The organism is Streptomyces sp. NPDC033178 (genome assembly GCF_055577685.1).
Map to the genome: position 1 here is coordinate 306,574 of NZ_JBVIPT010000006.1, position 25,841 is coordinate 332,414.

The 25,841-nt window shown below is 69.9% G+C and carries 34 protein-coding genes; 2 read left to right on the forward strand and 32 right to left on the reverse strand.

Annotation, left to right across the window (positions count from 1 at the left end; genetic code table 11):
• Window positions 1–3: 3 nt before the first annotated feature.
• From ACZ5VQ_RS17560 to ACZ5VQ_RS17625, 14 genes are all read right to left on the reverse strand, one after another.
• The gene (locus tag ACZ5VQ_RS17560; protein WP_469105647.1) at window positions 4–3,792 is read right to left on the reverse strand and encodes a hypothetical protein; all 3,789 of its coding nucleotides are present in this window, start codon (window positions 3,790–3,792) and stop codon (window positions 4–6) included.
• 2 nt (window positions 3,793–3,794) lie between these two features.
• On the reverse strand, window positions 3,795–5,675 hold the full coding sequence (locus ACZ5VQ_RS17565) for a phage tail protein (protein WP_469105648.1): 1,881 nt from the start codon (window positions 5,673–5,675) through the stop codon (window positions 3,795–3,797).
• A gap of 190 nt (window positions 5,676–5,865) precedes the next feature.
• Window positions 5,866–6,006: a hypothetical protein gene (locus ACZ5VQ_RS17570; RefSeq protein WP_469105649.1), complete on the reverse strand. Its 141-nt coding sequence runs from the start codon at window positions 6,004–6,006 to the stop codon at window positions 5,866–5,868.
• Between the two features lie 86 nt (window positions 6,007–6,092).
• Window positions 6,093–6,602, reverse strand: coding sequence for a DUF7426 family protein (locus tag ACZ5VQ_RS17575; protein WP_469105650.1), 510 nt, complete (start codon window positions 6,600–6,602; stop codon window positions 6,093–6,095).
• Window positions 6,602–7,075 carry a phage tail tube protein gene (locus tag ACZ5VQ_RS17580; RefSeq protein ID WP_469105651.1) on the reverse strand — a complete coding sequence of 158 codons (474 nt, stop codon included), beginning with the start codon at window positions 7,073–7,075 and terminating at the stop codon, window positions 6,602–6,604. Before ACZ5VQ_RS17580 ends, ACZ5VQ_RS17575 begins: the two co-directional genes overlap by 1 nt.
• 14 nt (window positions 7,076–7,089) lie before the next feature.
• Entirely contained in the window at window positions 7,090–7,521 is a 432-nt protein-coding gene (locus ACZ5VQ_RS17585; protein WP_469105652.1) for a minor capsid protein, read from the reverse strand.
• A 60-nt stretch (window positions 7,522–7,581) separates the two neighbouring features.
• Window positions 7,582–7,935: a hypothetical protein gene (locus tag ACZ5VQ_RS17590; RefSeq protein WP_469105653.1), complete on the reverse strand. Its 354-nt coding sequence runs from the start codon at window positions 7,933–7,935 to the stop codon at window positions 7,582–7,584.
• A complete protein-coding gene (locus ACZ5VQ_RS17595) occupies window positions 7,932–8,246 on the reverse strand; it encodes a hypothetical protein (RefSeq protein ID WP_398893624.1) in 315 nt (104 codons plus the stop codon). Before ACZ5VQ_RS17595 ends, ACZ5VQ_RS17590 begins: the two co-directional genes overlap by 4 nt.
• Window positions 8,240–8,656 carry a hypothetical protein gene (locus ACZ5VQ_RS17600; RefSeq protein WP_469105654.1) on the reverse strand — a complete coding sequence of 139 codons (417 nt, stop codon included), beginning with the start codon at window positions 8,654–8,656 and terminating at the stop codon, window positions 8,240–8,242. Before ACZ5VQ_RS17600 ends, ACZ5VQ_RS17595 begins: the two co-directional genes overlap by 7 nt.
• A gap of 12 nt (window positions 8,657–8,668) precedes the next feature.
• Entirely contained in the window at window positions 8,669–9,178 is a 510-nt protein-coding gene (locus ACZ5VQ_RS17605; RefSeq protein WP_469105655.1) for a hypothetical protein, read from the reverse strand.
• A gap of 13 nt (window positions 9,179–9,191) precedes the next feature.
• The gene (locus tag ACZ5VQ_RS17610) at window positions 9,192–9,779 is read right to left on the reverse strand and encodes a hypothetical protein (RefSeq protein WP_469105656.1); all 588 of its coding nucleotides are present in this window, start codon (window positions 9,777–9,779) and stop codon (window positions 9,192–9,194) included.
• 3 nt (window positions 9,780–9,782) lie between these two features.
• Window positions 9,783–10,184 (reverse strand): hypothetical protein, encoded by a 402-nt coding sequence (locus tag ACZ5VQ_RS17615; protein ID WP_469105657.1) that lies wholly within the window; start codon window positions 10,182–10,184, stop codon window positions 9,783–9,785.
• A 14-nt stretch (window positions 10,185–10,198) separates the two neighbouring features.
• Window positions 10,199–11,203, reverse strand: a complete 1,005-nt coding sequence (locus ACZ5VQ_RS17620; RefSeq protein ID WP_469105658.1) for a major capsid protein — start codon at window positions 11,201–11,203, stop codon at window positions 10,199–10,201.
• A gap of 15 nt (window positions 11,204–11,218) precedes the next feature.
• Window positions 11,219–11,989: a hypothetical protein gene (locus tag ACZ5VQ_RS17625; RefSeq protein ID WP_469105659.1), complete on the reverse strand. Its 771-nt coding sequence runs from the start codon at window positions 11,987–11,989 to the stop codon at window positions 11,219–11,221.
• An 88-nt stretch (window positions 11,990–12,077) separates the two neighbouring features.
• On the opposite strand from ACZ5VQ_RS17625, the gene ACZ5VQ_RS17630 reads away from it, so the two are divergent.
• Window positions 12,078–12,293, forward strand: a complete 216-nt coding sequence (locus tag ACZ5VQ_RS17630) for a hypothetical protein (RefSeq protein WP_469105660.1) — start codon at window positions 12,078–12,080, stop codon at window positions 12,291–12,293.
• Here ACZ5VQ_RS17630 and ACZ5VQ_RS17635 read toward each other — a convergent pair whose 3' ends face one another.
• The 11 genes from ACZ5VQ_RS17635 to ACZ5VQ_RS17685 form a co-directional block, all read right to left on the reverse strand.
• Window positions 12,294–13,433 (reverse strand): phage minor capsid protein, encoded by a 1,140-nt coding sequence (locus ACZ5VQ_RS17635; protein WP_469105661.1) that lies wholly within the window; start codon window positions 13,431–13,433, stop codon window positions 12,294–12,296.
• 3 nt (window positions 13,434–13,436) lie between these two features.
• Window positions 13,437–14,984, reverse strand: coding sequence for a phage portal protein (locus ACZ5VQ_RS17640; protein ID WP_469105662.1), 1,548 nt, complete (start codon window positions 14,982–14,984; stop codon window positions 13,437–13,439).
• Window positions 14,971–16,263 (reverse strand): PBSX family phage terminase large subunit, encoded by a 1,293-nt coding sequence (locus tag ACZ5VQ_RS17645; RefSeq protein ID WP_469105663.1) that lies wholly within the window; start codon window positions 16,261–16,263, stop codon window positions 14,971–14,973. Before ACZ5VQ_RS17645 ends, ACZ5VQ_RS17640 begins: the two co-directional genes overlap by 14 nt.
• On the reverse strand, window positions 16,253–16,792 hold the full coding sequence (locus ACZ5VQ_RS17650; RefSeq protein WP_469105664.1) for a helix-turn-helix domain-containing protein: 540 nt from the start codon (window positions 16,790–16,792) through the stop codon (window positions 16,253–16,255). The genes ACZ5VQ_RS17645 and ACZ5VQ_RS17650 overlap by 11 nt, the downstream gene beginning before the upstream one ends.
• Before the next feature lie 69 nt (window positions 16,793–16,861).
• The gene (locus tag ACZ5VQ_RS17655) at window positions 16,862–17,284 is read right to left on the reverse strand and encodes a PASTA domain-containing protein (RefSeq protein ID WP_469105665.1); all 423 of its coding nucleotides are present in this window, start codon (window positions 17,282–17,284) and stop codon (window positions 16,862–16,864) included.
• 303 nt (window positions 17,285–17,587) lie between these two features.
• A complete protein-coding gene (locus tag ACZ5VQ_RS17660; RefSeq protein ID WP_469105666.1) occupies window positions 17,588–18,217 on the reverse strand; it encodes a hypothetical protein in 630 nt (209 codons plus the stop codon).
• Complete coding sequence (locus ACZ5VQ_RS17665; protein ID WP_469105667.1) at window positions 18,214–18,759, reverse strand: hypothetical protein; 546 nt, start codon at window positions 18,757–18,759, stop codon at window positions 18,214–18,216. The genes ACZ5VQ_RS17660 and ACZ5VQ_RS17665 overlap by 4 nt, the downstream gene beginning before the upstream one ends.
• Entirely contained in the window at window positions 18,756–18,929 is a 174-nt protein-coding gene (locus ACZ5VQ_RS17670; RefSeq protein WP_469105668.1) for a hypothetical protein, read from the reverse strand. The genes ACZ5VQ_RS17665 and ACZ5VQ_RS17670 overlap by 4 nt, the downstream gene beginning before the upstream one ends.
• On the reverse strand, window positions 18,911–19,294 hold the full coding sequence (locus ACZ5VQ_RS17675; protein WP_469105669.1) for a hypothetical protein: 384 nt from the start codon (window positions 19,292–19,294) through the stop codon (window positions 18,911–18,913). The genes ACZ5VQ_RS17670 and ACZ5VQ_RS17675 overlap by 19 nt, the downstream gene beginning before the upstream one ends.
• Before the next feature lie 61 nt (window positions 19,295–19,355).
• On the reverse strand, window positions 19,356–19,550 hold the full coding sequence (locus tag ACZ5VQ_RS17680; RefSeq protein WP_469105670.1) for a hypothetical protein: 195 nt from the start codon (window positions 19,548–19,550) through the stop codon (window positions 19,356–19,358).
• Window positions 19,547–19,723: a hypothetical protein gene (locus tag ACZ5VQ_RS17685; protein ID WP_469105671.1), complete on the reverse strand. Its 177-nt coding sequence runs from the start codon at window positions 19,721–19,723 to the stop codon at window positions 19,547–19,549. Before ACZ5VQ_RS17685 ends, ACZ5VQ_RS17680 begins: the two co-directional genes overlap by 4 nt.
• 165 nt (window positions 19,724–19,888) lie before the next feature.
• On the opposite strand from ACZ5VQ_RS17685, the gene ACZ5VQ_RS17690 reads away from it, so the two are divergent.
• Window positions 19,889–20,185 (forward strand): helix-turn-helix domain-containing protein, encoded by a 297-nt coding sequence (locus ACZ5VQ_RS17690; RefSeq protein WP_469105672.1) that lies wholly within the window; start codon window positions 19,889–19,891, stop codon window positions 20,183–20,185.
• Between the two features lie 51 nt (window positions 20,186–20,236).
• Here ACZ5VQ_RS17690 and ACZ5VQ_RS17695 read toward each other — a convergent pair whose 3' ends face one another.
• The 7 genes from ACZ5VQ_RS17695 to ACZ5VQ_RS17725 all read right to left on the reverse strand — a co-directional run bounded on the left by ACZ5VQ_RS17695 (window position 20,237) and on the right by ACZ5VQ_RS17725 (window position 25,841).
• A complete protein-coding gene (locus ACZ5VQ_RS17695; protein ID WP_469105673.1) occupies window positions 20,237–20,986 on the reverse strand; it encodes a hypothetical protein in 750 nt (249 codons plus the stop codon).
• A 204-nt stretch (window positions 20,987–21,190) separates the two neighbouring features.
• A complete protein-coding gene (locus tag ACZ5VQ_RS17700; protein ID WP_469105674.1) occupies window positions 21,191–21,865 on the reverse strand; it encodes a hypothetical protein in 675 nt (224 codons plus the stop codon).
• Window positions 21,862–22,212: a hypothetical protein gene (locus ACZ5VQ_RS17705; protein WP_469105675.1), complete on the reverse strand. Its 351-nt coding sequence runs from the start codon at window positions 22,210–22,212 to the stop codon at window positions 21,862–21,864. The genes ACZ5VQ_RS17700 and ACZ5VQ_RS17705 overlap by 4 nt, the downstream gene beginning before the upstream one ends.
• A complete protein-coding gene (locus tag ACZ5VQ_RS17710) occupies window positions 22,209–22,403 on the reverse strand; it encodes a hypothetical protein (protein ID WP_469105676.1) in 195 nt (64 codons plus the stop codon). The genes ACZ5VQ_RS17705 and ACZ5VQ_RS17710 overlap by 4 nt, the downstream gene beginning before the upstream one ends.
• 85 nt (window positions 22,404–22,488) lie before the next feature.
• On the reverse strand, window positions 22,489–22,956 hold the full coding sequence (locus ACZ5VQ_RS17715) for a hypothetical protein (RefSeq protein WP_469105677.1): 468 nt from the start codon (window positions 22,954–22,956) through the stop codon (window positions 22,489–22,491).
• Between the two features lie 373 nt (window positions 22,957–23,329).
• A complete protein-coding gene (locus ACZ5VQ_RS17720; protein WP_469105678.1) occupies window positions 23,330–24,937 on the reverse strand; it encodes a DnaB-like helicase N-terminal domain-containing protein in 1,608 nt (535 codons plus the stop codon).
• 85 nt (window positions 24,938–25,022) lie between these two features.
• Entirely contained in the window at window positions 25,023–25,841 is an 819-nt protein-coding gene (locus ACZ5VQ_RS17725) for a DUF2303 family protein (RefSeq protein WP_469105679.1), read from the reverse strand.

Sequence of the window (25,841 nt, forward strand, 5' to 3'; positions counted from 1 at the left end):
TCCTTACAAGGGTGCGATTGCGGGATGGGCCAGTCGGACCGGAACGTCAGCCACATGCGCCTTCACGACGCCGTTCTGCGACCGGGCCACACTGAACGCCTGCGGGTTGAGCAACGCGACGTTGTCCCATGCGACGACTAGGTCCGTGTTCGTGTTCGCGGTCTGCCGCACGCTGCGGCAGCCGACATTTCCGCCCGTGGTGAGGGCGGTGTCAGTGGCCGTCACCTGCCAGCCGAGCGGCTCCGTGCCGACTGCTGGCCACACGCGGGCCCTCAACTGGTCGCCGATGACTTGTAGTCGGACTCGGAAGAATGCGAACGCGGAGTGCACCAACGGCGTCGTGACCGTCGCGAGTTGCGTTTCGACTCCGGCGACCCGTTTGCGGAGCGTCAGCGTGATGACCTGCGCCGTGCTGATGCTCAGCTGGGCCATGTACGCGTTGTCGCCGTCCGCGGCCCGGGCGACGACGGCGACCAACTGCGGGCCGCCCGTGGCGAGCGCGAACGTCCCAACGGACGCCTGGACGTCATGGTCCGCCCCCGCCACCGGGCTGAGGTCGACCCTCGGCACGTCGACGTTCGTGAGCAGATGCGCGGCCTCGGCACCCTGGGTGTAATGGTCGGCGCCAGCGCCCCCGCTGGACACCCAGGCGGCGCCAATGTCGGGGGTGCCCCAGCCGGGTGACGTCGTGCGGGCGAACGAGTCGACGAGGGCAGGGCTGATGGCGTTGACCGTCATCACCTCGCCGCCGACGCTGATGTCGATCGGGAACTCCTTCGGCATGCCGCCTGCCCGCCGCAGCGTGACCTTCCCAGCCAGCAGGACATCCGATGACGGAGGGAAGTTCGGCACCGTCGGGCTGAGGTTGGCCCACACCCACCCGGGCATCGCGGTGAACGTCTTCTCGAACCACGTCCACACCCCGGCCTGGACGCCAATGTCGTTGGAGCCTGTGTCCTCGTAGTCGAAGCCGGAGTCGAACCAGTTCACGTTCAGCGCGACGTTCCTCGCGACGGCGCAGTGCAGCCAGCCCGAGAGGACGTAGTCCAGGCCGGGCACGACCGGGATCATCTCGGAGCCCGCGTTGGGGAACTGACCGACCCCGTTCGGGGTGATCTGCATGACCCAGTCCCCGCGGAACGGGGCAGCGGCCGGCTTCGGGATCCGCTCGATGGCCGAGTCGAACGGCGACCAGGGCGCGAGACCCGCTGCGAAGTCGCTGTTCGCGTTGAGGACCGGGTTCGCGGACACCCACGGCAGGCCGGCCGCCGTTGCCCGCACTGACAGGCTGGTCGCGTCCGCCGTGACCGCGGCTGCCAGGCGGGAGTTGTCGGTGCCGGCCTTTCCATACACGGTGTGGTCGGCGACCGCCGTGTTCCACGGGCCGCCGGGCTCGCAGACGAACGTCCGCTCCCACGTGCGGGGTTTCAGCGTCTCCTTCCAGCCCGTGACGATCAGGTCGACGTCCCCGAACGCGACGAAGCCCGGCAGGCCCTTGATGCGGATGAGGTCGCCCTCCCGCACTTTCAGCACTTGCGGGATCTGGTCCGGGGCACGGTGCAGACGGATCGTCACCGCCGGGTAGCGCGCCCCGTCATACGTGCCGAGATGGAGCAGCCAGTAGGCGATCGGCTCGGCCTGGGTGTCGTCGGCGAGCGACAGGGTGAAGCTGTCGTCGTACAAGCCGATGCCGTCCGGCGGATCCTGCACGGACAGGCGGCCCTCACGCAGGATGGCGCGCGCCTCCGACCCGCCGTCTCTCTTCACGGTCCTGTCGTTGCGTGTGACGTCGGCATCGTCGTCCGGCTCCAACGGCGGGGCCAGGGGCGGCGTCTTGTAGACGAGGGTGAGGGCAGGCTCCTGGGTGTACATGCTGGACCGGTCCCGATAGACCAGTCCGAGCCGGTTGCGGTCCTCCAGCAGGAGCCCTCCGTCCGCGTCCGCCGCAGCCTGGAACACCTCCAGCAGCCTGGCCACCCTCTGCGGGCCCACCCGCTCTGGGGTCAGTTCGCCTGCCACCCGGGCCATCGGCACGCCCTGCTCCCCGGCCAGACGCCGCAGCCGCGCCCACGCCGTCTCGCCGCTGTAGGCGTTGTCACTGCCGGTGTAGAGGGAACTGTTGGCGGTCGGCAGGACGCTCAGGTGCCCGAACGCCCACCCCTCGGTCAGCGCCCCCCAGTTCGCGGTGACGGCGGTGACGCGGCCGGCATTGCCGGTCTCGGTGCCGCCGAGTCCTCCGGCATCGCCCCCGACGTCCTGGAAGACGACGAAGTAGCCGAGGGTGCCGTCCCCGTTGTCGCGGGCCCAGATCCGCATGCGGACCCAGCCGTGGAAGACGTCCCCGCCGACGTTGATGGACCGGAAAATGATGTCCGTACCGGACGCGTCGAAGCCCCAGATGCGTACGTTCCCGGCGCGCATGCCGATCACCCAGCGGCGGATGGTGCCCGTGGTCGAGATGCTGATGACCTCGGCGTGCGGGACGGCGCTGGAGGGCGCCTTGTCGTCGGCGTTGTAGACGAACTCGACCTGCCACTGGCCGTCCGAGGCCGTGTCCGGGACGATCGCCGACAGCGTCGCCGCCGCGGTCAGCCGCGGGAGAGCCTTCGACGAGGGCAGCGTGTCGACCGCAGCCCACTCCACGCCGGTCGCTGCGGCCGGGGAGACTCCGGTGATGGGCGAGTAGGCGCGGGAGGCGTTGGTGTCCTCCTCGAACGGCCAGTACGCGTCAGGGTTCCCGGAGGGGATGCGGCGGCGCAGCGTGGAGTCCAGCGGCTTCGACCCCTGGCCGAGACGCCGCACGATCCCCGACGCCTCCACGGGCGTCCACACCGCCTCCTCCGAAGGCACCCAGCGCTGCGGCCAGTTGGAGATCTCCCCATAGAACACGTCCTGCCGGTCGGCTACCGCCGCATTCCCGCTGTAGGACCACACGCGGCCGGCCGAGTCCGTGAACCCTGCCGCGCCGAGCGGCCGCGCCTCGAAGTCCGGGTTCGCGACGACCGTGCCGCCGATCCCGGAGCGCACCTCGAACCGGTAGCCCTTGCCCGTGAAGGGGGTGCGGGGCGGCGTCACGGTGGGGTCGTAGCCGCCCACCCGCAGCGGAGCCGTCCCGGAGTGCACCGTGGTGGCCGGACCGGTGGTATCGGCGCCGATCTGCGTCCACTCGTCGGCGTCGATGGTCTCGGCCCAATACAGGCGCACGACGAACTGGCCGCTGCCGTCGTCCACGTCCAAAGTGGCGCGCACTACGGCGCGCGACGGCAGCGCGGGCAGGGGCCGGGACGCGAACAGGTTGGTGGTGCCGTCCGCCGACCAGTTGAAGGTGAGCAGCTGGTCGTAGACCCGCAGTGAATACGAGCGCTGCCCCGGCTCCCACTTGGAGATCAGGACCTGGTTCGCGGTGGGGGCGAACCAGCTGACGTCGACCTCGGAACGGATGTCCAGGTCCCCGGCGATGTCCAGCGCCGGAGTGTCCGGGGTCGAGACGTAGTTCGCCGGGTCGCCGTCGAGATCGAGGAAGTGCGGCCCGTCCGGCAGCCACATGCGGACAGGCGTGTTGAGGCCGAACAGCCCGTCGTAGGGGCTCATCGGGTTGCGGGTGGAGAACGCCCCGTCCTTGTTGTCGATCTTCAGGGGGACGGTGGCGGGGTCCGCGAGGGTGCTGCCCTGGCGGATCCCGCGCGTGTGGACGATCGGGTCCGCCAGCTTCACCCGGCTCGTGATGTCCGTCCACACCAGGCCCATACGGGCCTCGACCCGCAGGCCAAGCGGAGTCTCAGGAAACGCCACCGCTACCTCCTCTTGCCCAGGTAGAGCTGCACGTCCCCACCACCAATACCGATCTTGTCCCGGAGCACCCCGACGAGGGCGTCCCCCAGCTCGCCGCCGAGGTCCACACGCACCAGCGGCAACGAGCCCGCGAGACCGCCTGTGGCAGCTGACGGGCCGCCCCTGGCGCCGGCCGTCGCCATCGCGGCGGACGGGGTGGGGGTTGTGACGAGGCTGGACATTGCCTTGTCGAGGGGCCCGGTGTTGGCCAGGGCGCCTTGGGCGATGCCGGGCGGCAGCCAGTGGCCGATCTCATCCGCCATCAGCTTCGACGGGCTACCGATACCGAGGGCCTTCGCGATCGGGCCGGGGATCATGCCCTTCGCGAAGCCGATCAGCTGGCCCTTGAGCCACGAACCCATGCTCTTGATGCCGTTCCACAGGCCGCGGACGACATCCTTGCCCTTGTCGATGAGGAGCGATCCCAGCGAGCCGAGAGCGGACTTGATCCGCCCGGGCAGGCCCTTCACCCAGGCCACCATCGCGGTCGCGCGCGACACCGCGGCAGACCGGAACGCGTTGAAGGCGTTCGTCGCCGACGACCGGAGCACCCCGAGCAAACTGCCCAGCGCCGCACCGATCCGGCCCGGCACCCCGCGAACCCAGGCGACCATCTCCGTGAACTTGGTGACCACCCAGTCCTTGGCCGACCCGATCCACCCGGCGAACTTCCCGGGCAGCGTGCCGAACCAGGACAGCGTCGCCCCGACCGCAGACACGACCCACGCGGTCACGGCCTTGATCGCGTTCCACGTGTACTCCCACGCCGTCTGGAACCACGTGGTCTTCGTCGCGATCAGCACGATGATCGCGATCAACGCCACGACCGCCGCGATAACCCAGAAGATCGGCGACGCGAACATGCTCGCGTTCAGCTGCCACTGCGTCGCCGTCCAGATCCGGTTCCGTGCCGCCACCAAAGCCTGAGCGATCGCCCACAACTTCATCGCAACGGTCACGGTGCCGATCACCGTCGCCAGCGCCGTCAGCACCGGCGCCGGCGTCGCACTGATCACGTTCGCCAGCCACGTCGCCAGCTGCGCGGTGATCCCGATCAGCGGGCCGAGCGCCACCAGCAGCTGCACCGCCGCCGACGCCAGACTCCCCAGAGTGTCGCCGCCCGCCGACGCCATCTCCAGGAACTGCGCGAACCCCTCCGAGCCCTTCAACGATGTGGCCCAGTTGGCGAACGCTTCGGACATGCTCACCAGGCCGCCGGTCATCCCCGCCGAGGCCGGCAGGAAGGCTTGCAGCAGACCGCCGAACCCGACCGCAAGATTCTTGATGACCTCAAGGAAGTCGGACAGCGCCGGCCCAGCGGCCGCCGCCATGTCCGCCGCCCACTCCTTGAAGCCAGCCGACTTCACGCCGACCGCGACCTTGTCGAGGAACCCACCGATCGCGGTCGCCGCGGCCTGGACGAACGGCGTCAAGGTGGGCAGCAGATCCCGGAGGATCTGGATGCCCTTGGTGAACACCGGCATCGTCGTGCTGGCGAGGCTGTCGGACCACGACTTGTAGTCCTTCTTCATGCCGATGAACGCGCGCGCCGTCGCCTCCGTCGCCGGGGGCAGCGCCCTGAGCGCGTCCGCGTACGCCTTCTGCTTCTCCGCCGCGTCCTCGGCGCCCGCGGCGTGAGCCTTCTGCGCCTCCTCGGCCAGCTTGCTGACCTCGGTGACCTGCTCCATCTGCGGCGTCGCAGCCAGAGAGAACGCCTTCACGGCGATACCAGCCGCAGCAGCACCCGCCGCCACGCCACCCAAGGCCGTTGCTGCCGCCGCAACAGCCGGCAGACCCACGCTGATCCCGGCAAGCGCCGGGCCGATCTTCCGCAGCGCGGACACGGCCTCGCGTGCGCCCATCCCGATTCCGTGGGAGAGGGACTGGCCCATGCCTCGTGATGCGCTGACGAAGTGGCCGTTGATGTCGCGGAGTTGGCCGTTGACGTCGCGGGTGAGGCCGCGCATGCGGAGTTGGGCGGCGTTTAGGCTCCGCGTGAACGGGGCCTCGTCCGCGCGCAGGCCTGCGACGAGTTCACCGAGGTTGAGCGCCACGACGCAGTCCTCCCTTGGACGGTTTGGGTTCGGGAGGTGCGAAGTGCTGGTTCAGCCGCGACTCGGCCGAGAGCAGGCCGAGGATGCGGATGCGCAGCCACCGCCACGTGCGCTGTTGCATGAGGCCGGGGGTGTCGAGGTCGATGCCGTACACCGAGTGGAGGTCGGCCTCGATCAGCGCCCACTCATCGAGGAGGGCGCCCCATGTCAGGTCTTCGCGGCCCTGGGGGCGCGGGCGGTGGCCTTTCGGGTGCTCGTACCACTCGTGGAGCCCCGTCGCTTCGTCGTACTCGCCGCAGCCGATGAGGCCTGACGCCGAGCCGCCCGGTTCGGCGGGGCCACCCGAGAAGGGTCGCCCTCGGCCTCCCAGTACTTCTCCGCCATCTCCAGCCCGGCCGTGATCCACATGACGGCCGTCATCGCGACGTGCCGGAACCGGGACCAGTCCAGGCTGGCGGCGTACAGGTCGGCGTAGGCGGATCCGAGCGCGGTCTGGAAGAGATCCAGCTCTTGGGCGTCGTCGAGGACTTCGGTGTCCAGCGGTGCTCCGCTGTCCGCCATGCGCGCGGACTGTTCCATGAGCTTCTGCACCCGCAGGCCGTCCTCCGCGGACGGCGACGGGATACGGAACTCCTTCACCTTCCCGTTGGGCAGACGTACGGGCAGGGTGAGCGCGTCGTCCTGGAACTCCTCCAGGACCTTGAAGGAGCCCGCCATCAGGGGGTCACCGGATTCGTGATCGGAGTGAGGGGGCCCGTGCCGTGGAAGGTGACCTGCACCTGGTCCAAGTCCCTCGCCTCCCCGCCCTGGGGCTCCCACTCGGGGATCGCACGGCCCTCGTACGCCTCCGGGAGGCCGTTGCGGTCGAGGAAACGCAGGTGGATCTTCGAGGCTTCGCCGTAGGCGCCGATGGCCGCGAGACGGATCTTCTCGTGAACCGCGCTGTAGACGGTGGAGTCCGGGCTCGCCTTGCGGTTGAAGGTGACCTGCACCTCCCAGTCCTGGCCCGTCTTCGTCTGCTCGCCCCAGCCGTCCGTGTCGTACGACGTGTCGTCTTCCAGGTTCGGCTCGGCCGTCCACTGGAACTCGGTGATCGCCGGGCACAGTTGGAAGTCCGGGGTGAGGACCTCGTCCATGTTGATGTCCAGCCGCCAGCGGCGGGCGAGTGCGGTCTCGGTGGGCGTCGACATGACGCGGCCTCCTTCTACTCGTACAGGTGAGGTGCGGGGCGCGTCGTGCGCGCGTAGTAGTTGGCGGCGATCTCCTGGCGCCCGTGGGTGTCCTGGCCCATGGGCACCTGCGACTGCCGCCAGATCAGGGCGACTTGCACGCCGTCGAGGACCAGACCCCGGCGGTTGTGGAGCAGCGCGAACAGCCCGTCGGCCAGGTCGTCGACCTCGCGCGGGTCGCGGCCGCATCGCATGCGCGCCTGAATGCCGGTGATCGCGTCCGTCAGGTCGGTGTCCTCGACCGGGTAGGCGGTCAGGACGATGACGCGCTCGGGGGTGTCGGGCATGACCGTGAACAACAGCCCGGTCTCGCCCGCCGTGTACGTGCCGTCGGGCCGGTACACGGCGAGGCCGGCCTCCGCGATGAGCGCGGCGAGCCCGTCCAGGAGCGAGGTCGTGTACCCCATGGGCGCCTCCTCCGGGCATACGAAAGCCCCCGCGCAGGCGGGGGCATGGGTGAAGTCCGGTCAGCCGCGGAGCCAGCGGCGCAACGGCACCGCCATCAGCTCCAACATCACCTGGCGCTCCGTGTTCATCGGCTGCTCCAGGTACTTCGCCTGCCTGCCCGGCAAGTGCTTCCAGGTCAGCTCCTCGTGCTGCCGGACCGCGTACACCGTGTCGAAAGTGATCTGGCCTTCCAGGTCGCCGAGCATGTTGACGCGGCCAGAACGTTCGAGTGTTCCCTCCTCCAGCGGCACGAGTTCCTTGGCCTTGCCGAGGGCGTGCTCCAACGCCCGCTGGAGGCCCTCGGACGCGAGCCGCCGTCCTCGTGAGGTCCACAGTCGGTTGCCCTCCCAGCGCATGCGCGCGTACTGGGTCACTGGAGCTGCACCTCCCTGTGAGCCGGGGCCGGCAGAGTGCCCGCGTCGTGCCTGTAGGAGGCGATGACCGTGGTCACCCGACCTGATGGCAGCGTGACGCGGGACTTCGCCGGACAGGTCTCTGTCGGGAGGGCGTAGAAGGTGCTGGAGGAGGTGACCTCCTCGCCCGCAGGGTTCCGCACCATGCGGGTCTTCTCTTCCAGGAAGCACCGCACCACGACCGGGGCCGCGTACGTGGGCCCGTACGGGCTCTCGCCCTCCCACGCCTCCACCGTTACTTCGTGCTGCAACAGGAAGCCGGGGATCAGCACTGGACCACCAGCCCCAGGACGAAGATCTCCCGAGTGAGGTCCGGACTCCGCAGGGCCTCCATCGCCGTCTCAGCGACCTCACGGCCCGACGAGGAGGAGCCGGAGCCGGACGACGAGCCGTGGGACAGAGACAGAGACCCCAATTTCACGGAGTCCCACTGCCCTCCGGCCCCCAGCTCGTCGCCGGTCTCCGCCCACCACTGCACCTGCGCGCACACCGATGCTGCGAACGCCTCCGCCACGATGGCGTTCGAGGGGTAGCCGTCCTCGTCGACCTCGTACCAGCACAGCCGGAAGACGTCGCTGTCGAGGAACCGCGAGGCGCGGCCGAGCCGGGCCTCGATGTCCGCCGGCGGGGTCTGCCCGGTGTAGCTCTGGTAGTCCGCCGACGTCGCGTAGTTCCGGGCCACCGGGCATCCCCTCTACGCGCTCGCGCCGACGACGACGATGTCGTACGTCACCGGTGTGCCGCCTGCGCTGTTGGCGATCTTCAGCAGGTCGCCGGTGCCAGCGCCAACCGCGTACCCGGTGGCGTCCGCGGCCCCCGCGATCGCCGCGAACGTGGCCCCCGGGCGCAGCGTCACCGTGCCCGCCGCGTTGAGGAGCGTCGCCCACTGAGTGGCGCTGGCCGCTCCGACCACCACGTTGTTGGCGTTCGCAGCGGCCGCGCTGATGAACAGGCCCTTGACGCGAGCGAAGGTGATCGCCACGCCGAAGGCATCGCTGAGCACCCCGGCAAGGTCGAGGTCCTCGGTCCCGGACGCCGCCAGCGTGCGCCGGTCGCTGAAGATCTTGTCTGCTTTCCCTGCCGTAGTGCCTGTCGACAGGTTCACCGCGCGCCGGAAGTTCAGCGGCACGGATGCCGTGGCCAGGTCCAGTGCGGCAGTCAGGTCCGCGGAGACGGCGACCGACATACTCGATGTGAGGGTCATCCCGACCTCCGGATCAGGTCAGGACCACGTACGGCACGAACTGCTTCGCCGTCGGGGTCGCGATCGTGGCCGGCGCCGTGGTGGTCAGCGCCGAGCCGGACGACTGGGACAGGTTCCGCTCGCCGGTGACGATCGCCGGAGCGGCGACCGAGCCGAGAAGCGTCGGGACCGCGGTGGCCTTGACCATGATCGCGGCCCAGTAGATCCCGGTCTTCGGCACCGTGTACGCGGAGGCGAGGGCCTTCGTCATGGTCGTGTTCGCAGCCCACGCGGTCGTGAGCTGGTCGGCGGTCTGCGCGAGCAGCGCCGGAGTCGCAGCGTCGCTGTAGAGCGCGAACCACCAGTTGGTGGGGGTGTCGGCCGCGGTCGCTCCGGAGCGGAACGACAGGTTGGTGATGACGTCCCCGGCCTGGAGGTAGATCGGCACGGAGGTCATGACCTGGGTGACGAGCGCGACCTGCCCGGTGTCCCCAGCGGAGTCGTAGAGGCCGATCCGCGGCAGGTTGCGGCGGAAGAATGTGTCCGGCGATGCCGGGTCGGAGAGGTTGAACGCCGCGAGTGCGTCGCGCACGTTGCGGGTGTAGGCGCCGAGCTGCGTCACCGCTCAGCCCTCCTTCTTGTCGAGGAACCGCTCGGCGAGCTGGTCCCGGGTGAGCTTGTCGGCTTCGTCGGCGTCCACGCCCTGCGCGATGGCGTAGGCGAGCCAGTCGGCCTTGGACGCGGAACGGGCAGGCGGCTTGGGCTCGTCGTCTTCCTCGACGGCGTCCGGCTCGTCCTCTTCGATCTCCTCGACGCCGTAGCCCTGCGAGCGGAAGTAGGCGACCTTGCGGAGCCCTTCGTGCTGCGCAATCTCGCTGCGCTCCGCGCGTTCCTTGCGTCCCAGCTCCTTGCCCTCGGGCAGGTCGGGGAGGACGGGCGCCTCGATCTCAGCGGAGCCGTTGCTGAAGTTGACGCCAGCGGAAACGCCGGTGAATCCGATGACGGGCGTCGTGATGCGATACCTCATGCTGCTCACTCCCCTCAGACCACGTCGATGCCGCGGAGGACACCGGCGGCCTTGGTGTTCTTGACGACCAGTGCGGCCGGGCCCATCTCGATCTCGCCGGTCTTGACTGCTCCGGCGGTGGAGAAGTCGGGCAGCCAGGTCTGAACGAGCGGGTTGCCCGCGGCAGACGCAGCGTGCACGGAGTCCAGTCCGAACGTGATCGCGTAGAGGTCGGTCGACGACGATGAGACGGGGATGATCGGCGCGGAGCCGTCGAGGCGGTCGCCGATGTCGACGAGGGTCCAGTCGCCGTACCGCATGATCTTCCGGCCGAGGTCGTCCTTCTCCTCGGTGAAGATCGCAGCCCAGCGGGCCAGCGCCTTGAAGCGCGTGATGCTCTTGGTGTTGCCGAGGATGGCCTTCTGGCCGGGCGGCAGCGCGCCGATTGTGCCCGCGTCGCCCCCGCCGGTGTGCGACGGGACGATGCTCGACAGCCACTCGTCGACCTCGTCCAGGCGCGCCATGGCCAGCGGCTGAGTGATGACCGTGGCCGCGGTCCAGTCCGCCACCACGGCGGTCTTCTCCGTGGTGGTGCCCGTGAGGATCTTCGACAGGCCGTCGAAGCCGTTGGCGTCGACCGCGGTGTCGCCGAGGATCAGCTCCTGCGCGAAGCGGATCGGGATCGACGTCTGGAGCTGCTGGAGCTGGAACGTCGTCTCGTTGGTTGCCGCCTGACCGAGGTTCCTCAGCACACGGTCCAGGGTGAACGCGCCACCCATCGGCTTCAGGTTCACCGACGCCTGCGCGCGGGCCGCCTGCCCCGGCGTGTACTCGGAGTTGATCGCGCGGAAACCGGCGGGCGCGGCGGAGGTGAGCCGCACGTAGGCGTACGTGAGGCTGCCCCCGTTGGTGCCGGGCGTGACGGTGTCGTCGAACACCATCTGGTCGACGAGCCACGAGCTGCGGCGCAGGTTGTCGATGACGGCGTAGTCAACGTCGTTCGCGGCGTTGACCTGCGCCTGGGCGAGCGTGATGGGCATGTGGTGCTCCTAGGGTCAGCCGCCCCCGAGGGCGGCGGCTACGGCTTGTCCGAGGGAGGTGGGGCGGCCTGTGGTCCCGGGCCCGCCGGGAAAGTCGCCCCCGCCCCGCCGCGGCGCCTGGCCTGCGCGGAGCTGCTGATTGCCTTCGACGGCCTTCTTGATGGCGTCGTCGAGCTTGGTGGCGAAGTCCGCGGCCTCGGGGTCCAGCCCCTCGACGGACTTCAGGAACGACCGGCTGTCGAGCAGCGCGGCCGGGTTCGCGTCGTGCTTGCTCGCGGCCTTGTACGCGGCGAGCTCGATCGCCTGCGTCTTGGCGGACGCGGCGAGCTCGGCAAGGCGAGAGTCCTTCTCCCCAAGTTCAGCAGCGAGCTTCGCTGGGTCGGGTGTCTCGTCCGGCTTCAGGAGGCCGAGGTCCTTGAGCAGCTGCTCGCGGGCCTCCTTGGCCGCGTTCTCCTTGGCCGTGGTACGCGCCTTGCCTGCCTCGGCGCGCGCGTCCGCGAGGGCCTTCTGTGCCCAGTCCGGCAGCGACTTCACGTCACCCTCGGGAAGCGCCGGGGGCGCGGCCGGAGGGGTCGGAGGCTGGGCAGGGGGCACGGCAGGCGGGGCCGGGGGCGTGGGAGCCGGCGGGTTACCGGCGGGGGGTGCGGGCGGGTTGCCACCGGATCCGTCTTCGCCCGCGCCGTTGCCACCCGCGATGGCGTAGATCGGGGATCCGTTGGCTCGTCGGCCAAGGACCGTTCCCGCCGCGTGCGTAGCGAGCGGGTGGCGGAAAGGGATGCTGTCCATGTGCCCTCCAGGGGCGCATCGGGCCCGCGCCTGGCGGGCATACAGGGATTGATTCGGGCAACACGACCGTCTGAGGTACCGTCAAGGCATGTCTCTGAAAGTCGTATTGCCTGGTAAGAGCGGTATGCATGAGGAGGAGGGCACCGATGTGCTCTTCCACTCCTCGGCTGAAGTTCGCTACGAGTACGAGATCAACAACGGAGGCGCACTGCTCATCTGGGAGCGTCCTTCCGGAGCCGAGCCCGCGATCGAGGTCGCCTACGGCCCGGGAGCATGGATCAAGGTGACCGGTCCCGCCAAGTAGTCAGCGAGCAGTTCCGATCTGCTCGCGTGAGGGCTTGCGGCGCAGGTCGTCGTGCGCGTCGATGTGCTCGCGCATGGCGGCCTGCCACGCACGGACCTTCGCCCCGGCCGCGCGGCGGACCTGTTCATCCATGGCGGCGGCCTGGCGACGTTTCCACGCCCGGATATGCCGCTCGATCTCCCGCTGCCGCTGCGTGTCCTCGTACATCGTGCCCGGGGTTGCATGGTGCGGCGGCCGTGTCGTCACGCCCGGCAGGTACGCGGCCAAGCTGTGGCGGCAGTTCGGGTGGAACAGGCCGGCTGCCCGGGCTTCGACGAGGCTCCCGGTGACGTGCACGGCGACCGTCCGCGTGGGTGCGAACAGGCCGGACGGCTGGATCGAGTGCTCCGCGCGGATCGTGTGCGGCCCGGACTGCTGCCCGAGGGTGAGGATCTCGCCCTCCCACGGGCGGCACAGCGGGCACTCCAGCGGAGCGTCCGACACGATGACCAGGCCCACGCCGACTTCCGCGAGGGCGTCGATGTGCCCCTCGACTGCCGCGCGGGCGGTGACGGACCGGACGGCCATCTCCGCGTACGCGGCGAGTTCCCAGGAACGGCCGGCCCGGTCGACGAAGCCCGACACGCCGCGCTGCGCGAACTGGTCCAACGCCCTCTGGCTGGCCTGGCGTCGGGTGACCGTGCCGAGCAGCGGGCCGGAGGACACGCGGGAGACCACGTTGCGGTACGTGTCGAGGACCGCGCGGGTGATCCGTACGTACAGCGGCCGTGTGTCCGCGGCGTACGACGCGGCCAACCGGTCCACCGACGGGGCGTTCGGCAGGACACGGCGGGCCTGGAGCTCCCGACCGATGTCCAGCGCCCCCAGCTCGGCGACGGCGGCCTGCCTTCCGCGCCCGTATGCGGTGGCGAGCGCCTGCGCGACGGCCCCGTTGGCGTCCTGCTGGAGTGCGTCGGCGATCTGCTCGACAGCCTCCCGCAGGTCGCCAATGGAGCGGAGCTTGATCTCTGCCCAAAGCGGCGAATCGATGCCTGCGGCGAGCGCCTTGGCGAGCCGCTCGATGATGGACAGCTCGGCGTCCTCGTACAGCTTGGTGATCGCGGCTGCGAGGTCTTCGGCCAGTGCCGGGGAGACAGGCATGAGCTACTCCTCCGGCGGTCCGTCCCCGCCGGCGGGCGCGGGGAAGCCGGAGCCCGGGCCTTCGGCGCCCGTCATGGCCGGGTCGTTGACGAGGGCGCCGGTCTCCTTCAGGATCCGGTCGGCTTCCTCCTTCACTTCCTTGTCCTCCCAGTCCGGATGGACGATCCGCACCCGGGTCTCCGCGCTCGCGGCCTGCGCCCGGGTGAGGAGTTCGACGGTCTCCGCAACACTCTTGGGGTCCTCGGAGACGCTGTCGCCGAACTCGATCCGGGGCCGTTCCACCTCGACCGTGGACAGGCCCAAGAACTTGTCCAGGAGGAGCAGCACCTCACCGATCTGCGACAGCTCCGGTGCCCAGTAGCGGCCCTTTCGGTCCCGGGTGATCATCGACCTGCGCTCGCGGGCCACAACCTCGGTCGCGGTGACCGCAGTGGAGTCGCCGAGCCCGAAGGTCTGGGCCGAGTAGCCGGAGGACTGCACGGCCTGGCGGGTGAGCGCGGTCCAGGTCTGCTCGTGCTCCTGCACGCGGATCGCGAACTGGTTGAGGGTGAGGCCTTCGCCGGAGGTCGGGGAGGCGTTGATGCCGGTCCAGACCTCTTGGTCGTCGTCGAAGGAGACGCCCTGGCCGGGCCCTTCGCTCTGGAGCATGCCCTTCGGGGCGATGATCCTCGACTTGGCGAGACGGATGTCCCGCATCCACGACGAGTAGGTCTCGTCCAGGCTCATGAACAGGTCGCGGATTCCGTCGTCCTGCCAGTCCGACCGGCCCAGCATGCTGCCGCGATATTTCCGGTTCGGCCGCATGTTCGGTACGTAGACGGCCGTCAGGGGCTTGATGCCGGTGAGGATGCTGTCGCCCTCGACGCCGAGGGAGGTGACGAGATCGTTCGTGGCCTCGTGCTCGGTGAGCGGCACCTTCATGCCCAGGTTGTCGAGGGTGCCCTCGTACAGGCCGTGCGAGACACGCCCAGACTCGTGCAGTTCCAGGTGACGGCGTACCTCGTTGCCGCGGCGCTCGACCTCGCGCCAGATCAGCAGGCTCGTCATGACGCCCATCGACCAGGTGGGGATCACTCCGTCGGCGTGGGCTGCGGTGAGGAGCGGGCGCTGCGCCAGGTCGGTGTTCCACGTCGCGCGCAGGCACACCCCGCCGAGCGCGGCCGACAACTCGGCGGCCTCCAGCAGTGTGTTGGCCGCGCCGCCCTCTTCGAGGATCTCGTCGAGGCGCTCCTGGGTGGTCTTGTTGTCGACGGTGAACGTCGGGGGCTCGCTGAAGAGCAGGTCCGCGCTCGTTGAGGCGATGTCCGCGGCGAGCGGCACGTGCAGCCGCCCGTCGCGCATACCGGTCGGGCGGGGCCGCTCCCAGAATCGCCATGGCCTGCCCCGCGCGTCGCGTAGGTCACCGCTGCCCTGGTCGTAGCCCTGGAGGGCGTAGACCTTGCGGAGTTTCGTCTTGTCGCCGGAGTACCAGGCGTCGTCTACGCACATGTCCCGCAGCTGCGGCGCCAACTCTTGGGGCGGCCACGGGCTGTTGTTCTCAGGCAGCGGCACCGGTCGCCTCCCAATCGATCAGGCCGCGCCACTCGTGCGCGGTGGAGTGGACGGCGTAGCGGAGCGCGTCGGCGCTGTGATCGTCGATCTTCAAGGGCTTGTCCTCGCCGCGCTCGGCGGCTTTCTCGTCCCAGGCGTAGCCGGGGAGTTCGCCAAGCAGGCCGTCGCAGGATCGATGGATACGCAGCAGGCCGGAGCCGAGGGCGACGCCAACGGAGCGGATGCCGTCGAGGACGTCGTTGACCGCGGGGGCGATGTTCGGGACTCGCTCGGTCCACAACTGGTTCATGAACGAGGCGGCCGACGGGTCTACGAAGATCCATTCCGGGGTGACGCCGCGGCCTTTCCCGATCTCTCCGGGCCGGCGGACGTTCGCGAGCCACGCGCGTACGTCCGCGGAGTACTGCGCGTCGGTCTGCTGCCGGAACGCCGTCGAGGAGTCGTATCGGTACTCCGAGACCGCGTACAGGTGTTGGTCCTCGCCGAGCCCCATCAGGACTGCGGAGAAGGGATTGACGGTGCCATAGTCCACGCCGACCGCGATCCAGCGGCGCATGTACGGCAGGACGTCGATGACGTTGCGGTCCTCGTCGAACATGTCGTAGACCGCGCCTTGGGCGAGGCACCACTCACCGAGGATGAACCGCCGGTACCAGAGCCCGACGTACTGCCGCTTCAGCCGGGCGACGAACCCCGGATCCAACGACGGGTTGTCGTCGAGGGTGAAGTGCCAATTGACCAGCCCCACCTCGGCGGCCTTGAGCAGGAAGTCCTTGCGGAGCCAGTGGAACGGCCCGTCGGGGTTCGTGGTGGCCAGCAGACGGGACTTGTCCCCGACCCGGAGGCGGGACAGCAGCATCATCCAGAACGGATGCGGCAACAGCGTCGCCTCGTCGACGTACGCGAGGGCGATCGTCGCGCCTCGGATCCGGCCTTCCGCTCGCGCGTCGGAGGCGCCGACGAGGTGCACCGTACGGCCGAGAATCGTCGCGGTTGTCGACCCGTTGGTGTGGTGGACGTGCGCGGCGAGCGGGCCGAACAGGTGCCTCGACTGAAGCGGGTCGATCAGGTTCCGCTCGATCGTCTGGAGGGTGCGGCCGACGATGACGACCAGGCCGTGGTCCGGGGCGGCGACAAGCGCGATCAGGAACGCCACCAGGGAGGCGATGGTCTTGCCGGAGGAGACTGCGCCGGACCAGAGGGCTATCGGGGTGTTCTGTGCCTCGACGATGCTCTGGATCTGCTTGGGCGAGAGGGGGAGGACGAGGTCACGGAGCATCACCGTCCCCCTCGTTCATGGCGTTGTACGCCGCCGTGAGGCCAGCGGCCAGCTCGCCGAGCATGCTCTTGGCGCCGTCCACCCCGTTGTTCGTGTCGAGCGCTTCGAGCTTCGCGGCCTGCGTGAGGTACTGGCCGGCCGCTGTGGCGAGCGAGCGTTCCTCGGGGCCGGGGACGTGGTCCAGGTTCCTGGTCTCGATGCCGTTGACGGTGGTCGCGGTGAACTTGTAGCCGCTGGTCTCGTCGGCTTCGAGTCGGTCAAAGATCTTCTCCGCCCGGCCGTACGCGCGTTGGATGAGCGCGGCGCGCCGGGCTTTGGCGTCGATGACGCGGGCCTCAGTGGCGACGGCGGTCATGGTGCGGTCGAAGGTGACCGGAGGGTCCAGGGCTTCCGCGATGACGGTGATGGTGCGCGGAGAGCGGTTCAGCTCGCGGGCGATGGCGTTCCGGCCGAGGCCTTGGGCGGCGAGGCGCCGTACTGCCTTGCGATCCTCGTCGGTGACCGGGCGCTTGTCCTTGTTGACGGACACGAGGTCACCTCCGGGCGTGCGAAGGCCCGGCCTACGCGGGCGCGGGCCGGGCCAGTTCAGCGGGGTGTGTCAGCAGGTCTCGGTGTCCTTGACGGCGTACAGGACTACCGGCGTGTCCGTGGGGTGCGTGCCGGCCGCGGGTTCCTGGCGACAGACCGTCCAGTTGCGGTCCAGGACCTGCAAGCGGTTCTGGCCGCTGGCGTCCTGGTCGTCGAGGGCGTAGAACCCGGCGGCCTGCGCTTCGTCCTGGGCGGCCTGGAGGTCCTGGCCGACGACGTCGGGCAGTGTTGCCGTCTCGGCCTTCTGCTCGGCGGCCGGGGCGTCGTCCTTGGTGGTGTCGCTGTCGCTGTCCTGCTTGGTGTCGCTGTCCTGGCTCGTCGCGGGCGCCTTGGGCGCGGGGTCGGAGTCGGTGCCTGTGTCCTCGGCTGCGCAGCCGGTAAGCGCGAGCAGTGCGGCGGCGGTGATGGCGGTGATGGTGGCGCGGGTGCGCATGGTCCCCCCTGGGATGGTGTTGCTGAGGGAGGCATCATGCGCCGCGTGTGCAGTGCGTGACGGCACAGTGACGGTTCTGTGACCCGAATGGGCGCCGAACATGACGAAGGCCCACACAGTGGTGGGCCTGTTGTGTCCGGGCACGCGGGACGTGAGGTCAGCATGCGACAAGATCGCGCGGAATGCAACTACGGGCGTAGTACCGACTCGTCTGATGGGCCGGTCAGTGCCCGCATCCGGGCTTGGTCCACCATCCGCAGGTCTCGCAATACTCGTAGATGAGGCGGGCCAACAGGCGTGTGATCACGTCTCGTTCACCTCCCCGCCGGTCTTGTGTAGCGACCACGCGAGCCCTTCCACGATCGGGCGCGCGTCAGGGGTAGTTGGGTAGTCGTCGCTGGTCACAGCCCCAGGGGAGGGGCTCTCAGAAGGGGCCGGGGGAGGGGTTGGCTGTACGTCCCACACACCCGTGAGGTCCTCGACGTGCACGCCGACCGACACCGCGCCGCCGGACTTCACGGAGTCCCGCACGGGGATGCCGAGCCCCTCGACGACGCCGCGCAGCGCGTGCACGTCCCAGTCGCGGTGCATGCCCGCGTGATGGAGCCCGGCCAGGACGTCGGCGAGGAGGACGCCCTGGCGGTCGCCGATCCGGTCGCGTACGTACTGCACGAGGGCGGCCTCCGCAGCGCGATGCCGCTCGATGGCCCGGCCTGCTCGCCAGCAGACGATCAGGCCGAGGGCGAGGAGCACCCACAGGATGCGGCGCTCGGCCAGGACCAGGCCGCCGAGCATCCACAGCCCGAACAGGCCGGCCCCCAGACGGTGGAGGAGCTCGCGGCGCGGGCAGTTGGCGAACGCCCGACCGGAGCGGCGGACCAGGGCCGCGGCTCCCAGGGCGAGACGGTCGGTGTGCGTGTGGAGGGCGGTCACTGGAACACCCCCGCGTACCAGCTTCCCGCGAGGTTCACGAGTGAGGCGAGCGGGACGGCCGCGGTTCCGGCGACGCCTCGGGACAGGCCGAGGAGGATTCCGGCGAAGACGCCGAGGACGGACTGGAGGCGGGGCAGCTTCTTGGACCACAGGTGTTGTCCGACGAGGACTGCGGACCAGATCGCGTAGACCGCGTAGCCGCCCGGGGTCAGGATGACGGGCGCGGAGCGGGTGACGCCGGGGCTGCTGCCGCCCACGCCGTAGATCAGGTAGAGGGTGCCGATGCCGTCTCCGGCCCACAGGCTGAGCCGAGTGATCAGGCCGAGGACGCTGATGGGGCCGGCGGCGAGGACGGCGAGGATGCCGAAGCACAGGGCCACGACGAAGGGGATGAGCTGCTTCCAGTCGCGGCCCCCGCCGTCATCGCCCTTCTTGCCGCCGCCGCCCTTTTTCCACCAGCGTTGCACGACGAGGACGACGATGATCGTGCCCGCCGTGACTCCTCCCAGGCTGACGGCGGTTGAGCCGAGGTTCAGGTTCACGTGTGGCTCCAGATGGCCGCGATGTAGATCACGGCGAGGGTGATGAGGGCGACGGTGCCTGCGACGGGGAGCAGGTAGAGGCCGGGCGTATGACGGGGTGCGATGGCGCAGAGGCCGAGGGCGCCGATGGTGGCGAGGGTCGGCCAGATGATCAGCCCGGCAGTGGCCACGGGGTGCTCCGTCGGACGCCGGTCGGACGCTGCGGGCGCGGCGTCGGACGGGCGGGTGTGATCGTCGGACTCGGCGTCGGACGCTCCCTGTACGGCGTGGGAATCTCGCGCTGGACGGTGCCGCGCTCGGGCTCCTGGCCTGCGTCATACCGTGTGATCCAGTAGCGGGTGATCGTCGGACGGACCGCGTCCGGGCAGCGCTCGGTCTCCCACGCCTGGCGGTAGGTGCCGGCCACGATGCGCATCGCGGTGCGCACGGCGTCGGACACGGTCATACCGGTGCGGAGCATGGTCTCCAGGTCGTCATACAGCTGTGCGTCGACCTTGACGGAGAGGGCCTTGCCGATGTCGGGGGGTGTGCTCATGAGGGGCTCCAGGGGGAGGCCGGGCTCGCAGAGGATGCGGGCCCGGCCGGTCGGGGTGAGGTCAGCGGGCGGAGCGGAACCACGGGCCCTTGCGGTCCTGGGCGCGGTCGCGGTCCTCCCAGTCCTGGCCCTGGCCGTCGGCGTCGCGGGCTCCGCTGGTCTTGTGACTGCGGAAGCGGCTCGCGAGGCCGGTGACGCTGACTCCGGCGGCAGGGTAGGCGCGGGCGCGGGTCGACTTGGCGCGGCGGCCCCTCACCGCCTGGTGCTCCGCTTCTTGGCGTCCTGGTTGTCCATGACGATGCGGACGGCCTTGCTGTTCGCGTATTCGTCGGCGCAGGCCTGCGGGGTGGCGGGCTCGTTGGCTACGCGGGACGGCGTGCGGTGCGGAGGGGTGGGCTGCTCAGGGGGTCGATCGGTACGGTTGGCCATCAGGGCCTGCCTTTTCGTGAAGGTTGAGGTGGGCCTGGCCCCGTCCCGGAGCGCCAACTCAGCGGGACGGGGCCGTTGTGCGTAGTAGCTCGGGCTACTTCCTGCGAGCGTACGGGGCCCCGTACACTTCGGGCAAGCGGCCCGCCCGATGAGATGAGGCCGGGTGTGACCGAGGAGGCTCAGCGCGTGATCGACGCCATGGACGCCGTGGAGGCGATGACCAACCCGGAGCAACGGGCTAAGGCGATCGGCGAGGTGATGGCCGATCAGGCGGACCGCGGGAAGCGGTGGCGGGAGCTGCGCCGGCAGGTCGTGCTCGACATGCGCGCGCAGGATCCGCCCGTCTCGTACCGGAAGATCGCGGCGGCGCTCGGCGTGGGACTGGCCACGGTGCAGGACATCGAGCGGGGCTACACGGGTTCCGGGAGGGACCGGCCGCGGGCGACGCAGGCCGAGGAGTAGCAGGGCGTACGCGAGCCCCCGCCGGAGGAGCCGGCGGGGGCTTCGTCGTGCTCAGGCGGCGGCGGGCTGCCCGCCCCACACGTGCCCGCACGCCGTGCAGCGCGCGACCGGGGAAGAGCCGGCCCCGCCATGCAGGTTCAACCGGCCCCCGCACTCCGGGCACGGGAGCGCGATGGCCGCGGTCCGCTCGCCGACGTCGAGAGCCTGCTCCACGCGATCGGCCGCCCCTCGCGCGACGGTGGCGATGCGCTCTGCCTCGGCGTCCGTCAGCGGGCGGAACGGGCCCGGCGCGCCCTGCACTCGGCCGAGCAACCACAGGGCGGTGTACGGCGCGTCCGGTCGGATCCCGGTCCACCGCCAGCGGCGCTTGTCCGCAGCGTCATCCTGCGCGACCTGCACGCGGCGGGCGTGGTCCTCCCACGCGATGCGCTCGGCCCTCGTGCGGGCGTACGCGGCGCGGCGGTTCGGCGGGGGCTTCATCGGCGTCCGCTGGACAGTCTCGGCTACGGCGTCGGCGCAGTGCAGGAGCGCGGCCCGGACGATGCGCATCGTCTCGTGGACGGGGAGCCGGATCGGGATCGGGCGTTCGCCGAGTTGCGCGGGGTCGCGCTCCAGGGTGCGCAGGGCGAGGGCGCGGTGCCGTTCGGCCTCCAGCTGCTCGGCGTCGCGCTGTTCGAGGGCGCGGAGGTAGTCGCTCATGCGGCCGGCGGGGGGCCATGTGGGGTGGCTGGTTCCGCCGAGGGCTTCGACGAGATCGGGCCAGTGGAGGATCACGGTGGAGAGGTGCGCGGTGGTGGTCATCGTGGGTGCTCCTGTGGTGCGCGGGGGCGGTACGGTGATCAGCACCTGAGGGGCGTGCGCTGGTCTGGGGAGACGTGTGGCGCGCGCCCCTTCGTCGTGCTCAGCGGCGGTCGTTGCGGCTGAGGTAGACGCCGATCAGCACGCCGAAGCAGGCGCCGATCACGAAGTAGATGGGCAGGAAGAACGCTTCGACCTGGGCATCGATCAACGCTGCTGCTCCTTGGAGGGGAGGAGTGCGTCGTGGAGCTCCACGAGCCGTGCGTCCCACCAGCGGGCGAGGCTCGCGCCGAGCGGCGGCGGACCAGCCTTCACCCACCGCTCGTAGAGTTCGATGACGCGGGTGACGTCCTGTTCGGCGGACCGGTGGAGGGCAGCGAAGACGCGGGTGGTCTTCTCGGCCTCGATCGCTGGGCAGTTGGGGCAGCGCTCGACGTACGTGCAGGTGCACAGGGGAACGCCCTCGTCGTCGCTGAGCATGTTCATGGGGCCCGCAGCGGTGAGGGCGTCGCGCATCTGACCCCAGGGCATGGTGCGGATGCGCTGGTACTTCTCGTCCGTGGTGTGGCCGTCCCACTGAGCGCGCGCGTCGCCAACGTCGACCAGCTCGACGTGCTTGAACAGCTCGATGTCGCGCGGGGAGATGTGCCAGGACAGTTGGCGGCCTGCCACGGTGAGGAAGAGCAGGTGCCAGCCGTCTTCGTCGTCGATGTCGATCGCGGGGGCGAGGACTGCGTGTTGGGCGTAGAGGGTGGCGAGCCAGGCGAGGAGGTGGGCGCGCTCGCGGTACGCGCCGTCCCGCTCCTCGGCGAGGTGGTTGATGTCGCCCTGCTGGTCGAGGAGGGTCTGTGCGACGCGGGTGTGGTCGAGGTACTGGGTCATGCGTGGTGGTCCTTCCGGGTGCAGGTGGCGGGGTCGTGTTCGGCGCCGGCGGTTGCGGCCCATGCGTCGCAGCACCAGCCCGTGACGAGGACGGACTGGACGCCGTCTTCGATTGGTGTGGCGGCGCGGGGTCTGGTGGCGGCGTCGAGTTCGCGGTGTGCTGCGCGCAACTCGTCGCGCAGGTAGGAGTGGTGGACGATCGCGGTGGCGAAGGCGACGGAGGCCGCGGTGAAGAACAGGGCGTAGTGGATGGCGCCGTGCTGGTAGCTGATGGCGGCGCAGCGGAGCAGGACGAGGGCGATGAGGGCGTAGAGGCCGGCGAGGGCGTGGGTGAAGCGGCGCGTCATTCGCTGATCTCGATCTCGGCGAGCGGGACGCCCTCGGCGAGCTGTGAGTACAGCTCCTGGAGCCTGGAGATCGCGCGGTCGCGGCGCTTCAGGGCGCGGCGGGCGGCCATGGTCAGGCCGCACCAGCAGCCGTAGCAGAGGTACTTGCCGGTGCCCTTGGGCGTGCGGCAGGAGGGGCAGGGGCTGTTCACGGCTTCCTCCAGGGCGTGCGTAGCCAGTGGGCGAGGGGCAGGCCGGCGGTGATGACGACCAGGGCGACGAAGGCGAAGACGGCGATCACGTCGGCTCCTGGGCGCTCGCCGCAGGCGCCTTGTGGACGGTGAATCCGCCGTCGGGGTGCCGGACGATCCAGTCGCTGAAGCGAGCGACGACGTGGCCGGGGTACTGGCCGATGCGGAGGCCGACGATCTGCAACTTGCCGTCGACGGTCTGCCAGTAGCCCTTGGTGAAGACCCAGGGGCGGAACTGGTCGATCTCGTGCGCGACCCGGGCGAAGCTGCGCTCGGTGAGCTTCCACGACTTGCAGCCCGCGGCCTCCAACTCGACGAGGGGCCGGCAGTGGTCGCACTCCGCGCGCACGTCCTGTTGCGGCAGCCCAGCGATGGCGTGGGCCATCTCCTCGTCGGTGACGTCGCCGAGGAAGGTCCCGCAGCCGTTGCACGCGCGCTTGACGGTGAAGGTGGTGGTCTTGTGTCCCTGCTCGTTGGTGGTGACGCGGTCGGGGGTGTGGGTGCGGGCGGTCATGATCGTTTCCTTCTGTACGCGTGGGTGGGCGGAACCGGATGTCGGCGGCGGGTCTCGTGTGGTCTCTGTGGCGTGTGCGGCGCGACGCTCGTCCTCGTCCCCTATAGGGCGGGGGACGAGGGACGAGGTCGCTTGACGTCGTCCTGACTTCGTCCCGGACGAGGTGGGACGAGGTCGTTGGTGTGTGTGTTTTGGCTGGTGGGAGGGGGTTTGACTTCGTCCCGTGATGGTGTGTCAGGTCGGGACGAGGTCGTTTCAAGATCGGGGACGAGGTCGGCGGGGCTGTGACCTGGGGTTTCTTCGCGTGCTGGTCTGGGGTGGTTCATGATCGGGACGAGGTCGGGACGAGGTGAGGAAAAGTAAGTGGGGTGGTTCATGAGGCCTCCGCGGTGGTGTCCTCGACGGCGTCCGTGGGGGCGTCCGGGATGCTGTGAAGGACCGCTCCTCGGACTCCGCGTTCGGCCTTCACTCGGCCGGTGTGGACGAGGCGCGTGAGGGCCCGGCGGGTGACGGACACGCGGCCGGGGATGAGCTCCTCGACGGCGTTCTTGGACAGAGGCTCCTTGGCCTTGGCCAGGGTCTGGAGGACCTTGTCCTCCCGCTCCTTGGTCTCCTGCTCTTCCTGCGCGTCCTTCTCCTCCTCCGCGGTGCGATCCACGGGCTCCTCGGTCCGGTCGATCGGCGGGAAGAGGTGCGCGGTGGCGAACTGGTCGCCCTCGGAGCGGATGACGAGGTCGGCGAACCAGTGCATGGGGTTCCGGCCGCCGGGCAGGGCGTGCTTGCGGATCTGCGCGGGCCGGTCCTTGGCGACGCGCAGCCGGCTGCGGCCTTCGGTGTTGATGCCGAACGGGCGGACGGCTTCGAGCATGTACTGGACGCCGTCGACGGCGTTGAGCTTGTGGACGCCACCGAGGGCGTAGCGGCCGCGGGACTCGTTGTTCTTCACCACGTGGTCCAGGGGGACGACGGCGGCCCCGGTGTCGGCGAGGGGGCGCAGGAGCATGCGGCCGAACTTGGCGATCTCGGTGTTCTCTTTGAGCTCCAGGCCGAGCATGACCATGGCCTCGGTGACGCCGTCGACGATGACCAGGGTGGGCTGGAGGTCGCCGATGCGGGCGATGAACGCGCGCAGCGCGGCGGGTGTGGGCGTGGCGCCCGGGCGCACGTAGAGGAAGCGTTCGGCGATGTCCTGGGGGGTGGCGCCGATGAGGAGGAGGCGGGAGACGACGCCCTCCTCCGAGTCCTCGAAGTCGAGGTAGACGACGCGGTTGCCGCGGTTGATCTCGACGAGGCAAGTGATGAGCGCGACCCACGACTTGCCGGCCTCGGACTCGCCCTGGATGCCGTTGACGCGGCCGGGGTAGAAGAGGCCGATGCCGTCGTCTCGCGCGCCGATGACGGGCTGAGCGGGCTTGTGGGTGCCGTCGAGGACGGGTGTGAGGTCGGAGAAGTCCCAGCCGGTTGTCTCGGCCGAGCGGGGCCCGGTCGGTTCGGTGGCGGTGGTGATCTCTTCGCGGACGAGGTCGAGGACGTCGTCGAGGTCGCCTTCGCCGGACCGTACGAGGTTCGCGGCGCGGTCGGTGGCTTCGATGATGCGGCGGCGTACGGCGGTGTCACGGACGATCTCGGCGTAGTGCTCGGCGTTGGCTGCGCTGGGGACCTTCTGGACAAGGCCGTGGAGGTAGGTCGCGCCGCCCACCTTGACGAGGTCGCCGAGCTTGGTGAGTTCGGCCGCCACGGTGATCGGGTCGACGCGTTCGCCGCGCACAGCCATGCTGGTGATGGCGAGGAAAATCGTTTCGTGGACGGGCCGGTAGAACTCGGGGCCGTCGAGAACCTCGATGACCTCGGTGATGGCCCGCTCGGAGAGCAGCATGCCGCCGAGGACGGACTGTTCAGCGTCCAGATCTTGGGGTGGCACCCGTGTGAAGCCGTCGTCGTCCGCCGTGTCGCGCGGGTTCATGCGGCGGACGTTCTCCACGTGCGGGTCTCCTCGGTGGTGCGTGGTGATGGGGAGGGTGGCCGCGGGCGGGGCAGAGTTGGCGCTGCCCCACCCGCGGGGCGGGTCAGGCCGGGGAGCCGTTCAGGATCGGCGTGTCGATGCCCTCGGCGATCGCCTTGAGGACGTCCGCGAAGGCGGCCTTGGCGCGCTCCTCGGGCTGCTCCAACTTGAAGCCCAGCGCCAGCTGCCCGCGGTCGATGCGGTACTTGAAGCGCGCGACCATCGAGTACGCGTCGGCGCCTTCGAAGGGCGGGACGGCGATCTTGAAGGTCTCGGGGATCGCGATGTCGCCCTTGCCGCCGGCGCTGGCCTTGGTGTCCTCGACGTACGCGAACTTCCGCTCGCCGGACTGCAGTCGTGTGGACGACTGGAACTCCGACTTCGTGGTGGCCTTGATGGACTGCGCGATCTCCAGCATGGTCGCGGCGTCCGGCTCGACGAGGTTCGGCAGGTGGTCCTCGAGGAAGTTCGCGAACCGCTCCTGGTCGACGAGCTTTCCGTCCAGGTCGGTCCACTCCTGCCAGGCCTTGGTGCGGCGCAGGGCCAGGATGAGGCGGTGCTCGGCGAAGCCGGGCTCGTCCTCGGCGTGGGCGTCCAGGACGGCGGTGACGGAGAGCCGCTCGACGTCGGAGTAGACCTCGCTCGCGTCCACGTCGCGGTGCTTGCCGTAGTAGGTGAGGAAGCTGGCAGCGTCGCGGACGGTCGTGGTGCCGGTCTTGCGGGTCACTCGGCCGGTGTACTCGGGCCCGGTGAGGTCGAACGGCTGGATACCGCCGTCGGCGGTGGCGACGAGGTAGATGCCGCCGGGCTCGACCTCTTTGGGGTCGAGGGCCTGCTGTGCGAGGGCGCTGATGGCCTGGACGCTGGTGTCGGTCTCGGTCAT